This window comes from Streptomyces sp. CA-106110, from assembly GCF_050936285.1.
Taxonomy (GTDB): domain Bacteria; phylum Actinomycetota; class Actinomycetes; order Streptomycetales; family Streptomycetaceae; genus Streptomyces.
Map to the genome: position 1 here is coordinate 6564236 of NZ_JBNJNB010000001.1, position 11946 is coordinate 6576181.

11 protein-coding genes are annotated in these 11946 nt (G+C 68.6%); 3 read left to right on the forward strand and 8 right to left on the reverse strand.

Translation table 11 applies throughout. From position 1 onward, the window contains the following. Positions 1-31: 31 nt before the first annotated feature. Positions 32-385 carry a metal-sensitive transcriptional regulator gene (locus ACQEXA_RS30220; RefSeq protein ID WP_359403554.1) on the reverse strand — a complete coding sequence of 118 codons (354 nt, stop codon included), beginning with the start codon at positions 383-385 and terminating at the stop codon, positions 32-34. Positions 386-666: 281 nt separating this feature from the next. Between ACQEXA_RS30220 and ACQEXA_RS30225 the strand changes: the two genes are divergently transcribed. From ACQEXA_RS30225 to ACQEXA_RS30235, 3 genes are all read left to right on the forward strand, one after another. Next, entirely contained in the window at positions 667-1287 is a 621-nt protein-coding gene (locus ACQEXA_RS30225; RefSeq protein WP_020269925.1) for a DUF47 domain-containing protein, read from the forward strand. A gap of 7 nt (positions 1288-1294) precedes the next feature. Next, a complete protein-coding gene (locus ACQEXA_RS30230) occupies positions 1295-2293 on the forward strand; it encodes an anion permease (RefSeq protein ID WP_432929631.1) in 999 nt (332 codons plus the stop codon). A gap of 506 nt (positions 2294-2799) precedes the next feature. After that, on the forward strand, positions 2800-3000 hold the full coding sequence (locus ACQEXA_RS30235) for a DUF5988 family protein (protein ID WP_359403547.1): 201 nt from the start codon (positions 2800-2802) through the stop codon (positions 2998-3000). A 115-nt stretch (positions 3001-3115) separates the two neighbouring features. Here ACQEXA_RS30235 and pstB read toward each other — a convergent pair whose 3' ends face one another. The 7 genes from pstB to ACQEXA_RS30270 form a co-directional block, all read right to left on the reverse strand. Next, positions 3116-3892 (reverse strand): phosphate ABC transporter ATP-binding protein PstB, encoded by a 777-nt coding sequence (gene pstB, locus ACQEXA_RS30240; protein WP_359403544.1) that lies wholly within the window; start codon positions 3890-3892, stop codon positions 3116-3118. Positions 3893-3930: 38 nt separating this feature from the next. After that, positions 3931-4992: a phosphate ABC transporter permease PstA gene (gene pstA / locus ACQEXA_RS30245; protein WP_359403541.1), complete on the reverse strand. Its 1062-nt coding sequence runs from the start codon at positions 4990-4992 to the stop codon at positions 3931-3933. Next, positions 4989-5996 (reverse strand): phosphate ABC transporter permease subunit PstC, encoded by a 1008-nt coding sequence (gene pstC, locus ACQEXA_RS30250; protein WP_432939305.1) that lies wholly within the window; start codon positions 5994-5996, stop codon positions 4989-4991. The genes pstA and pstC overlap by 4 nt, the downstream gene beginning before the upstream one ends. A 104-nt stretch (positions 5997-6100) precedes the next feature. Next, positions 6101-7234 (reverse strand): phosphate ABC transporter substrate-binding protein PstS, encoded by a 1134-nt coding sequence (pstS, locus tag ACQEXA_RS30255; RefSeq protein ID WP_432929628.1) that lies wholly within the window; start codon positions 7232-7234, stop codon positions 6101-6103. A 444-nt stretch (positions 7235-7678) separates the two neighbouring features. Continuing rightward, a complete protein-coding gene (locus tag ACQEXA_RS30260; protein WP_432929626.1) occupies positions 7679-8095 on the reverse strand; it encodes an NUDIX hydrolase in 417 nt (138 codons plus the stop codon). 87 nt (positions 8096-8182) lie between these two features. Continuing rightward, positions 8183-9346 carry a CHAD domain-containing protein gene (locus ACQEXA_RS30265; RefSeq protein ID WP_433131644.1) on the reverse strand — a complete coding sequence of 388 codons (1164 nt, stop codon included), beginning with the start codon at positions 9344-9346 and terminating at the stop codon, positions 8183-8185. Then, positions 9327-11744, reverse strand: a complete 2418-nt coding sequence (locus tag ACQEXA_RS30270) for an RNA degradosome polyphosphate kinase (protein WP_432929623.1) — start codon at positions 11742-11744, stop codon at positions 9327-9329. Before ACQEXA_RS30270 ends, ACQEXA_RS30265 begins: the two co-directional genes overlap by 20 nt. Between the last annotated feature and the right edge of the window lie 202 nt (positions 11745-11946).

Below are 11946 nucleotides of genomic sequence, written 5' to 3' on the forward strand. Positions count from 1 at the left end.
GCCGCCCGTTCTCGCCCGGGCGGCCGGAAGATCATGTGCGCAGGAGGCGGCCGATCGCCTTCGTCGCTTCCTCCACCTTGGCGTCGACCTCCGCTCCGCCCTTGAGTGCGGCGTCGGCCACACAGTGGCGCAGATGCTCCTCCAGGAGCTGCAGCGCGAAGGACTGCAGGGCCTTCGTGGAGGCGGAGACCTGCGTGAGTATGTCGATGCAGTACACGTCCTCGTCGACCATCCGCTGCAGACCGCGGATCTGGCCCTCGATACGGCGCAGCCGCTTGAGGTGCTCGTCCTTCTGTTTGTGATAGCCGTGGATGCCACGGTCGTGGTCGGTCACCACGGTCGCGGCGTCCTCGGAGGGCGCCGCCGCGCCGGCCTCGGTCGTCATCGCGTCCTCCCGTTGAAGGTTGCCCGGGGATACGAAATCGGACAGTCGGTCCGCGGGTCCGGATTCCTCGCACCGCGGGACGGACACATACCCCTGGTGGGTATATGGTAACGAACTTTGCTGGGTATACGGCCCTTGGCCAGGCCCCTGGCCGCCCTCGTACCGCCCCCGTGCCGACCACTGTGTTCGATGGGCGACACTGGAGGACGGCCCCTTAGCCGTGGCCGGATGATGCACTTAGCATCAGCCTGACCGAAACCGAAGCATCCTGAGGACCCCACGTGCGCTTTCGTCTGACCCCCAGGGAGACGAGCTTCTACGACATGTTCGCCGCATCCGCGGACAACATCGTCACGGGCTCGAAACTCCTGATGGAACTGCTCGGGGCGGACGCCTCCGCTCGGGCCGAGATCGCAGAGCGTATGCGGGCCGCAGAACACGCCGGTGACGATGCCACGCACGCGATCTTCCACCAGCTGAACTCCTCCTTCATCACTCCGTTCGACCGCGAGGACATCTACTCCCTCGCATCCTCCCTCGACGACATCATGGACTTCATGGAGGAGGCCGTCGACCTGGTCGTCCTCTACAACGTCGAGGAACTGCCGAAGGGCGTCGAGCAGCAGATCGAGGTGCTGGCGAGGGCGGCGGAGCTCACGGCCGAGGCGATGCCGCACCTGCGCACGATGGAGAACCTCACCGAGTACTGGATCGAGGTCAACCGTCTGGAGAACCAGGCGGACCAGATCCACCGGAAACTGCTCGCCCATCTCTTCAACGGCAAGTACGACGCGATCGAGGTGCTGAAGCTCAAGCAGATCGTGGACGTGCTGGAGGAGGCGGCGGACGCCTTCGAGCACGTGGCCAACACGGTGGAGACCATCGCGGTCAAGGAGTCCTGAGGCGTCCATGGACACCTTTGCTCTGATCCTGACCATCCTGGTCGCACTCTTCTTCGCGTATACCAACGGCTTCCACGACTCGGCGAACGCCATCGCGACATCGGTGTCGACGCGCGCGCTGACGCCGCGGGCGGCGCTGGTGATGGCGGCGGTGATGAACCTCGCCGGTGCGTTCCTGGGCAGTGGCGTGGCGAAGACGGTCAGTGAGGGCCTCATCCAGACGCCACAGGGCGGCAAGGGTATGGGCATCCTCTTCGCGGCGCTGACCGGGGCCATCGTCTGGAACCTGATCACCTGGTACTTCGGTCTGCCGTCCTCCTCGTCGCACGCCCTGTTCGGCGGACTGGTGGGAGCGGCGCTGGCAGGTGGCACGACGGTCTACTGGTCCGGGGTCCTGGACAAGATCATCACGCCGATGTTCCTGTCGCCCGTGGTCGGCCTCATCGTCGGCTACCTCGTGATGCTGGCGATCTTGTGGATCTTCCGGCGGGCCAATCCGCTCAAGGCCAAGCGGGGCTTCCGCATAGCGCAGACGGTGTCGGCTGCCGGAATGGCGCTCGGCCACGGTCTTCAGGACGCACAGAAGACGATGGGCGTCGTGGTGATGGCGCTGGTCATCGGGAATGTCGAGAACTACGGGGAACCGATCCCGGTGTGGGTCAAGCTCGTCTCCGCGGCGATGCTCTCGCTCGGGACGTACGCGGGCGGCTGGCGCATCATGCGCACGCTGGGCCGCAAGATCATCGAACTGGATCCGCCCCAGGGGTTCGCGGCGGAGACCACCGGCGCCTCGATCATGTTCGTGACGGCGTACCTGTTCAGGGCCCCGATCTCGACCACGCACGTCATAACGTCGGCGATCATGGGTGTGGGCGCAACGAAGCGGTTGAACGCCGTGCGCTGGGGCGTGGCGAAGAACATCGTCCTGGGCTGGTTCATCACCATGCCGGCGGCGGCGCTCGTGGCCGCGGCGAGCTTCTGGGTGATCAACCTGGCGTTCCTGTAGCCGCGGGCGACGGCCGGTAGGACCTCTCCAGGACGCGCCCGACGCACGTACGCGGGGCGCGCAGAGGCGCCGGCTTTGCGGAGGATGAGGCGCGCAGAGGCGTCGGCCGTCCGGATACCGGGATTTCCCTCCGCCTCAGGCGCTTGCCCTTTCTGGGGTTGGGTCGCCTGCCGCGATCGAAGACTGGGCCCGTCGACCGCGACCGCACTCCGGGTCCCTCGACCCGCCTCCGGGCCCCCGGATCCCGGCCCGCGACCGCCGTGCGGCGCTTGCACCGGTGCCTTTCCGCACTGGATGCCTACCGGCTGCTGCCACCCGAAGCCTCGCGCCGCCGCGCTCCTGGGTTTCTGTATCCCTGCTCCCGCGTCCCACGCTGCCCCGTCTCTCCCCCGGTCCCTCTGCCCCGCCCGGTTTCCCGGCATCCTGCCGGGCCTCCCCTCCGGCGCGGATCAGTGCCCGAGGTCGTCTCGAGATGCGGGTGTCGGTGGGGTGGCAAGACTGGAGCTATGACTACCAAGGCACTTCTCGAAGGCGGGCCGGACGATCTGGCGGGCAGCACCGTGCCGATCGTTCCTCCCGGACAAGAGCTGAAGATCCCGCACCGCGGTGGCTACGAGCACTACAAGGTCACGACGCGCCACGAGGGCAGCGGGGAAGGACGGGTGACCGTGTACCAGTGGTGGGAACGGACAGAAGTGGCCGAATGACGACGTGGACGACCACGCGAACGGGCCCGCCCCCGGGAGCCGGGGGCGGGCCCTCTTCGGCCTCGCGGTGGCACCGCCATGCAGCACCGCGAGGGGTCATCCGCAGACCGTCGGCTCAGCCGAAACGGCCCGAGATGTAGTCCTCGGTCGCCTGGACCGACGGGTTGGAGAAGATCCGCTCGGTGTCGTCGATCTCGATCAGCCGGCCGGGCTGACCCACGGCCGAAAGGTTGAAGAACGCCGTGCGGTCCGAGACACGCGCCGCCTGCTGCATGTTGTGCGTCACGATGACGATCGTGAAGCGCTCCTTCAGCTCGCCGATCAGGTCCTCGATGGCGAGGGTGGAGATCGGGTCCAGGGCGGAGCAGGGCTCGTCCATCAGCAGGACGTTCGGCTCGACCGCGATCGCGCGGGCGATGCAGAGACGCTGCTGCTGACCACCGGACAGGCCGGAGCCCGGCTTGTTGAGGCGGTCCTTCACCTCGTTCCAGAGGTTCGCGCCCTTGAGGGACTTCTCGACGATGTCGTTCAGTTCCGACTTGCGGTAGTTGCCGTTCAGGCGCAGACCCGCGGCCACGTTGTCGAAGATCGACATCGTGGGGAAGGGGTTCGGGCGCTGGAAGACCATGCCCACCTCACGGCGGACGGAGACCGGGTCGATGCCGGCGCCGTAGAGGTTCTCGTCGTCCAGGAGCACCTTGCCCTCGACGCGCCCGCCGGGGGTGACCTCGTGCATGCGGTTGAGCGTGCGCAGGAACGTCGACTTGCCGCAGCCGGAGGGACCGATGAACGCCGTCACCGATCGCGGCTCGACCGTCATCGAGATGTCCTCGATCGCCTTGTGGGAGCCGTAGTAGGCGGTGAGTCCGCTTACGTCGATTCGCTTGGCCATGACTACTTCACTTCCAGTATCAGTCGCTGATGGCCGCGTCAGCGACCGGTCTTCGGGGCCTTCCAGCGCGCGATGCCGCGGGCCAGCAGGTTGAGGATCATCACGAAGGCGATCAGTGTGAGCGACGCCGCCCAGGCACGGTCGTACGCCGCGTTGGCACCCGCGCTGTTCGCGTACTGCTGGTAGATGTACAGCGGCAGCGACTGCTGTGCACCCTCGAAGGGGTTGGCGTTGATGAAGCGGTTGCCGAACACCAGCAGCAGCACCGGCGCGGTCTCGCCCGCGATACGGGCGATCGACAGCATGATGCCCGTGGTGATGCCGCCGATGGAGGTCGGCAGGACCACCTTCAGGATGGTGCGCCACTTGGGCACGCCCAGCGCCAGCGAGGCCTCGCGCAGCTCGTTCGGGACGAGCTTGAGCATCTCCTCGGTGGAGCGGACGACGACCGGCATCATCAGGATGGCCAGGGCCAGCGAACCGGCGAAGCCGAAGGGCTGCATCTTGAAGATCAGCATCAGGCTGAGGATGAACAGACCGGCGACGATCGACGGGATACCGGTCATCACGTCGACGAAGAAGGTGACGGCCTGCGCGAGCCGGCCCCGTCCGTACTCCACGAGGTAGATCGCGGTGAGCACACCGATCGGCGCGCCGATCACGGTGGCGAGACCGACCTGCTCGAGGCTGCCGAGGATGGCGTGGTAGATGCCACCGCCGGGCTGGGAGTCCGCGACGATGCCCATCGAGTGGGTCAGGAAGTAGATGTCGAGGACCTTCACACCGCGCGCGACGGTCGTCCAGACGAGGGAGACCAGGGGCACGACGGCGAGCAGGAAGGCGACCCACACGAGGGCGGTCGCGACGCGGTCCTTGGCCTGGCGGCGGCCCTCGACGCGCGCGGCGATGCCGTACGTGCCGAGCAGGAAGAGGATGGCGGCGATCACGCCCCACTGGATGTGGCTCGTCAGGCCGGCGACGGCGCCGATGGCGGACGCCACGACGATCGAGCCGAGGGCGATGGCCCAGGGGGACCACTTGGGGAGGCTGGCGCCGCGCAAGGTGCTGTGGCGCTTGTCGGCGACGGCTGCGTGACTCATGCGTTGGCCCCCGAGTACTCCTTGCGGCGGGCGATGATCGCGCGGGCCGCGCCGTTGACCAGCAGGGTGATGACGAACAGGACGAGGCCGGAGGCGATCAGCGCGTCACGGCCGTCCTCGGTCGCCTCGCTGAACTTGCTGGCGATGTTCTGGGCGAAGGTGCCGCCGCCCGGGTTGAGCAGGCTGGCGTGGATCAGGAAGTCCGGGGAGAGCACGGTGGCCACGGCCATCGTCTCGCCGAGCGCGCGGCCGAGGCCGAGCATCGAGGCGGAGATGACACCGGAGCGGCCGAAGGGCAGGACGGCCATGCGGATGACCTCCCAGCGCGTGGCGCCGAGGGCCAGGGCCGCCTCCTCGTGCATCTGCGGGACCTGGCGGAAGACCTCGCGGCTCACGTTGGTGATGATCGGCAGGATCATGATCGCGAGCAGGATGCCGACGGTGAGCATCGAGCGGGGGGCGCCGCCCTCCCAGGAGAAGATGCCCGTCCAGCCGAAGTAGTCGTTCAGCCAGCTGAAGAGGCCGCCCAGGTTCGGTACGAGGACCAGGGCGCCCCACAGGCCGTAGACGATGGACGGCACGGCGGCGAGCAGGTCGATCACGTAGGCGATGGGCCCGGACATCCTGCGCGGCGAGTAGTGCGTCAGGAAGAGCGCGATGGCGACCGCGATCGGGACCGCGATGATCATCGCGATGATCGAGGAGACCACGGTGCCGAAGGCCAGTACGGCGATACCGAAGACCGGCGGCGTGACGTTGGTGTTCCACTCGAAGGTGGTCAGGAAGTTCCCGTGGTCCTTGCTGATGGCGAGGGACGCACGGTAGGTGAGGAAGACCGCGATCGCGGCCATGATCACCAGCAGCAGAATGCCCGACCCACGGGAGAGACCGAGGAAGATCCGGTCTCCGGGTCGGGTGGCGCCACGGGCTGCGCGCTTGCGCTCGGTTGTGGACGGCCGTGGGGCGGGGGGAGGTGCTTGTGTGTTGTGTGTAGATATGTCCATCGGGTTCTCCGGTCTGCGGAGCCGCACGTGTGATGCGGCTCCTGGCGGCGGTGCACCGGACGGTGCGGTCCGGTCCCGCGAGGGGACCGGACCGCACTCTCAAATCAGCTCAGGCCCTCGATGGTGGTGCGGACCTTGGAGATGATCGCGTCGGGGATCGGCGCGTAGCTGTTGTCGGTCAGCATCTTCTGACCGTCCTCGCTCGCGATGTAGCGCAGGAAGGACTTGGTGGCGGGCAGGGTGTCCGCCTTGTTGCCCTTGTCGCAGATGATCTCGTAGGTGACCAGGACCATCGGGTAGGCACCGTCGGCCTTGGTGTTGTAGTTCAGCTGCAGCGACAGGTCCTTGCCGGTGCCGACGACCTTGGCGTCGGCGATGGCCTTGGTGGCGTTGTCGATGTTGGCCTCGACCGGGGCGGAGGCGCCCGTGTCGATCTTGGCCGTGGACATGTCCTTGGCGTAGGAGAGCTCGAAGTAGCCGATGGCGCCGGCGGTCTGCTTCACCTGCTGGGCCACACCCGCGGACTGCGGCGCGGACTGGCCACCCGGGGCCTGCCAGGCCTTGCCACCCTCGTACTTGCCCCAGACGGACGGGGCAGCGGCCTTGAGGTACTTGGTGAAGTTGTCCGTGGTGCCGGACTCGTCAGAGCGGTGGAACGCCTGGATCTTGGTGGAGGGAAGCTTCGCGCTCGGGTTCAGCTTCTTGATCTCCGGGGCGTTCCAGGTCTTGATCTGGTTGTTGAAGATCTCGGCGATGGTCTTGGCGTCCAGGACCAGGTTGTCCACGCCCGGCAGGTTGTAGCCGAGGGCGATCGGGCCGCCGACCATCGGGAGGTCGATGCCCTGGCCGCCGGTGCAGACCTTCTTGGAGGCCGCGACCTCTTCGGGCTTCAGCGCGGAGTCCGAGCCGGCGAAGGCCAGCTGGCCCTGGGTGAAGGAGGTCACACCGGCACCGGAGCCGCCGGCCTTGTAGTTGATCTGGGTCTGGCAGGCCTGGCTGAACTGCGCGACCCAGGCGTCGATCGCGTTCTTCTGCGCGGAGGAGCCGTCGGCGAGAAGCTGGCCGCCCTTGGCGTCGCACTTGATGGAGCTGGCGTTCGTCGACGACGAGGCGGAGGCGCTGCTGCCACCGTTCTTGCTGCCCGTGTCGTCGGAGCCGCACGCCGTGAGGGCCAGGGCGCCGGAGACGGCGAGAGCACCGAGGGTGATGGCCCGCCGGTTCATGCGCTGAAGCTTCACTTTCGGGAGTTCCTTCCAGTTGCCGCCGTCCTGATCGGCGGCGTGCGAAGTTGTGGTTGATGCGGACGCGCATTTCCAGATCGCGTCCTCCATCAGGTAAGGCCGAAAGTAGGCAGATCAGGTGAAGCCGCTTATGGCCATAAGTGAACGCAGGGTGAACCCCTATAGACGGTGCGGTTAGATCACGGAACGCTTACATAAAGGACACAGGGTGGTTCCGAGTGACACTCCGGATGCTCGTAACTCTACGCATCTGAGCAAGGTCATTCATGTCCGGAAGATCCTGATCACCGAAGCGCTTTATGGCACGCCCATGATGGTCCGGACACGGTCCGTGATGGTGAACGCCGAGTGTCCAAGGGCGCCGGGCCGCGCTGCGCGGCCGCCCCGCCGCGGAGAGCGAAGGGCCGCTCCGAATGCCGGGGCGGCCCTTTGCGAAGGCGATCACGTGAGGTTCAGTGCGCTCAGGAGGGCGTCGACCAGATCCCGGTCGCGGGGCTGGGTCAGGCGGTGACGGGCCGTAGTCGGCGGGAGCCACAGGATGCGGTCCACCTCGTGGTTCGGGGTGAAGAAGCCCTCCGTCGCCTCGGCCGCCCAGTAGTCGACCTGCTTGGGGCGGCCGCCCGCCTCGTAGTGGGCGGTGGGCAGGCGGGCGCCGGGCACCGCGCCGTAACCCGTCTCCTCCCCCACCTCTCGCAGCGCGCCCGTGAGCGGGACCTCCCCGCGCTTGAGCTTGCCCTTCGGGTGGGACCAGTCGTCGTACTTCGGCCGGTGGACGAGACAGATCTCCAGTTCGCCGTCGACGGGGGAGCGGCGCCACAGCACACAGCCCGCCGCCCGGATGATGTCGTCCTCGGTCATGGAGTGTTCCCGCTCCTTCCTCGTGCCTGCGGCGCGCCCGGGAGCGCGCCGTGCCGTCGTACGAGTGCCTGTCGCAGAACGCCGGACCTACGGAGTACCCACCGCCTGCCGCTGCCATGACTGCTGGAAGGCGTAGCGGGCGGCCTCCACCTCGTGGCGCTGGTCGGCGTGCAGGACGCCGAGGGCGTAGGCCGTCGCCGGGGCGATGCGCGGGGTGCGCGCAGCGGCGGCGGCAGCGGCGGCCGCCTCCGAGGCGTCCCGGTGCCGGTTCAGGGCCTGGCCCGCGGCCAGCAGCCGGACGTCGACGGGCGCCTCCCCGTACCCGCCGTGCAGCACCTCACGGGCGTAGCGGTGCAGTCGCAGCAGCAGTCGGACCTGATGCCAGGGGCCATCCTGCGGGTGCGGGGCCGGGTCCGGGGACAGCCCGTAGATCAGAGCCTCCGCGTTGTACGGGTGGCCCGCGGTGACCAGCGGCAGCGCCGCCACCGCGTCGCACATGCGTTCCTCGGCCGCGGCGGCCAGCGGGCGCAGGTCGGCGCCGGCCGCGGCGGGCGTGAGCGGTACCTCGCTGGCGAGCACGGCGACGCTGTCCGCCACCGCGTGGAAGCGGCTCGACCCGAGGGCCTGCAGGGCCGCGGAGTGGGCGCGCGTCCGGGCCAGGGTCAGCTGGCGCTCCAGCAGGGCGCCCGCCTTCGCCGCGCCCACGGTCAGATTGCCGCGCTCCGGAGCGGCGGTCTGGGTGCGCGGTCCACTACCGGTGGATTCCGCGGCGCCCCCCGCCTGCGCCGGGAAGACGGAGGAGCCCGAGAGCCGGTGCAGCGCGAGGAGCAGCCGCTCGAGCCGGGCCGCGTACGCGTGCTCGCGGGCCAGCGTGCCGGACAGCCAGGCGAGTTCGGGTCGCATCTCCTCGGACCAGTCCGCGTCGAGGAGCGGGCGGAACGTGTGGAGCGTCCCGCTGATACGGCGGGCCGAGCGGCGCAGCGCGAGCGCCGCGTCGCCGGAGTCGTCCGTTCCGCGCTCCTCCACCCGTGCCTCGGCTCGGGCAGGCGGACCCCCGGCAGCACCGGTCTCCCGGTGCTGCCGCAGCGAGCGCAGGAACTCGGTCGCCTGAGCCCGCAGGTAGCTCGCGAGGACGTCCCTCGTGGGGATGCCGCCCTGCTCTTGAGGATCCCCCCGCTCCAGCGGAGTCGAGAGCCCGGCAGAGCGCCCGGCCGCGGGGTCGGTGTGAGGATCAAGGTGTTGCTGTGCCACGCCGGCGCCTCCGGGCGTCTATGAGCATCTCCTGGATGTTCCGCAGGGGCTGGCCCTCCGCGTCGGTGGCATGCCGTGTCCACTCTCCGTCCGGGCCCAGGTGCCAGGAGGAGGTCGTGTCGGACATACCAGTCTCGAGGAGCCGGTTGAGGGCCGCCCGGTGCGCCAGGTCGGCCACCCTGACCAGTGCTTCTATACGGCGGTCCAGGTTGCGGTGCATCATGTCGGCGCTGCCGATCCACACCTCGGGCTCGCCTCCGTTGCCGAAGACGAAGACCCGGGAGTGCTCGAGGAAGCGGCCGAGTATGGACCGCACCCGTATGTTCTCGGACAGGCCGGTCACACCCGGGCGCAGCGCGCATATGCCGCGCACCCAGACGTCGACGGGGATGCCCGCCTTGGACGCGCGGTACAGGGCGTCGACGACCGCCTCGTCCACCATCGAGTTGACCTTGATGCGGACGTAGGCCGGACGCCCGGCCCGGTGGTGCTGGATCTCCTTGTTGATCCGCGAGATCAGCCCGTCGCGCAGGGACTTGGGGGCGACCAGCAGCCGGCGGTAGGTCTCGCGGCGCGAGTAGCCCGAGAGCCTGTTGAACAGGTCGGACAGGTCGGCGCCGACCTGCTGGTCCGCGGTCAGCAGCCCCAGGTCTTCGTACAGGCGTGCGGTCTTCGGGTGGTAGTTGCCCGTCCCGACGTGGCTGTAGCGCCGGAGCGTCTCGCCCTCCTGCCGCACGACCAGCGACAGCTTGCAGTGCGTCTTCAGGCCGACCAGTCCGTACACGACGTGGCAGCCGGCCTCCTCCAGCTTGCGGGCCCACTTGATGTTGGCCTGCTCGTCGAAGCGCGCCTTGATCTCGACCAGCACGAGGACCTGCTTGCCTGCCTCTGCGGCGTCGACGAGCGCGTCGACGATCGGCGAGGTCTCCGAGGTCCGGTACAGCGTCTGCTTGATGGCGAGCACGTCCGGATCGGAGGCCGCCTGCTCGAGGAACGCCTGTACCGAGGTCGAGAAGCTGTCGTACGGGTGGTGCAGGAGCACGTCCCGCTCCCGCAGCGCCGCGAAGATGTCGGGCGCGGACGCCGACTCGACCTCCGCGAGGTCGCGGTGGGTGCCCGCGATGAACTTCGGGTACTTCAGCTCGGGCCGGTCGAGGTTGGCGATGCCGAACAGACCGGTGAGGTCGAGCGGACCGGGCAGCGGGTACACCTCGGCCTCGGAGATCTTCAGCTCACGCACCAGCAGGTCGAGGACGTACTGGTCGATGGACTCCTCGACCTCCAGGCGCACAGGGGGCCCGAAGCGGCGCCGCATGAGCTCCTTCTCCAGGGCCTGGAGCAGGTTCTCGGCGTCGTCCTCCTCGACCTCGAGGTCCTCGTTGCGGGTTATCCGGAAGGTGTGGTGCTCCAGCACCTCCATACCCGGGAACAGCTCCTCCAGGTGCGCGGCGATGACGTCCTCGATCGGGACGTACCGCTGCGAGGAGGCCTCCAGGAAGCGGGAGAGCAGCGGCGGGACCTTGACGCGCGCGAAGTGGCGGTGGCCCGAGACCGGGTTGCGCACGACGACCGCGAGATTGAGCGAGAGCCCCGAGATATAGGGGAAGGGGTGCGCGGGGTCGACGGCCAGCGGCGTGAGGACCGGGAAGATCTGGTGCCGGAAGAGCGTGAAGAGGCGCGCCTGCTCCTTGTCGGTCAGCTCGCTCCAGCGGACGATGTGGATGCCCTCCTCGGCGAGCGCCGGGGCGATGTCCTCCTGGAAGCAGGCCGCGTGCCGGGCCATGAGCTCGCGGGAACGGGCCCAGATCATCTCCAGCACCTCGCGGGGCTGCAGACCCGACGCGGACCGGGTGGCGACGCCGGTGGCGATGCGGCGCTTCAGTCCTGCCACCCGGACCATGAAGAACTCGTCCAGGTTGCTGGCGAAGATCGCCAGGAACTTCGCCCGCTCCAGGAGGGGCGTGTTCGGGTCCTCGGCCAGTTCGAGCACGCGCTCATTGAACTGGAGCCAGCTGCGCTCCCGGTCGAGGAAGCGGCCCTGCGGCAGCTGGGCGCCCTCGGCCACCTCGTACGACGAGAGGTCGGAGTCGATGTCCGGTTCCAGGTCGGAGACCGTCGCCGGCACGGGGTGCGGGCGGTGCGCGGCGAGGGACCCTACAGAGGGTTGCTCATTCTGCACGTTCGCGCGACCCGAGGACTCTCCGTCATGGTCAGTGGCGGGGGACGACGGGTGGGCCGGTGCCTGGGCGTTCTGCTGGCTCATATACCCATTGTTCCGCGCCGACCGGGTGATGGGCGCGTCGAAGCGACCGGGCGGCATGTCGGCGAAAGGACGCCCGCTTTCCGCACCGGCCCCGTTCTTCGGGGGCGGTGAGGGCTCTGGCACGGCGGCGTTCATTGGCCGAGCGTCGCAAGCCCGTCTGAATCAGCGGTTACAGCGACATGACGTGCGGGATAGCGCGGAGGGGCTCGCGGACGTCTACGGGCGGCGCTGCGGCGTACGGGAGAGCTGGAAGGGGGGCGCGCACCGTCCCGGTCCTGGGGCTCAGTGGGCACGGGCCGCCGCGCCACTGAAATTCTGCCCTGAAACGTGAACCGGT

Excerpts from the sequence above, each read along its gene's own strand:
- ACQEXA_RS30270 (WP_432929623.1), bottom strand. The coding sequence starts at position 11,744 with ATGAACGCCGCCGTGCCAGAGCCCTCACCGCCCCCGAAGAACGGGGCC.
- ACQEXA_RS30260 (WP_432929626.1), bottom strand. The coding sequence starts at position 8,095 with ATGACCGAGGACGACATCATCCGGGCGGCGGGCTGTGTGCTGTGGCGC.
- ACQEXA_RS30230 (WP_432929631.1), top strand. The coding sequence starts at position 1,295 with ATGGACACCTTTGCTCTGATCCTGACCATCCTGGTCGCACTCTTCTTC.
- pstC (WP_432939305.1), bottom strand. The coding sequence starts at position 5,996 with ATGGACATATCTACACACAACACACAAGCACCTCCCCCCGCCCCACGG.
- pstA (WP_359403541.1), bottom strand. The coding sequence starts at position 4,992 with ATGAGTCACGCAGCCGTCGCCGACAAGCGCCACAGCACCTTGCGCGGC.
- ACQEXA_RS30220 (WP_359403554.1), bottom strand. The coding sequence starts at position 385 with ATGACGACCGAGGCCGGCGCGGCGGCGCCCTCCGAGGACGCCGCGACC.
- pstB (WP_359403544.1), bottom strand. The coding sequence starts at position 3,892 with ATGGCCAAGCGAATCGACGTAAGCGGACTCACCGCCTACTACGGCTCC.
- ACQEXA_RS30235 (WP_359403547.1), top strand. The coding sequence starts at position 2,800 with ATGACTACCAAGGCACTTCTCGAAGGCGGGCCGGACGATCTGGCGGGC.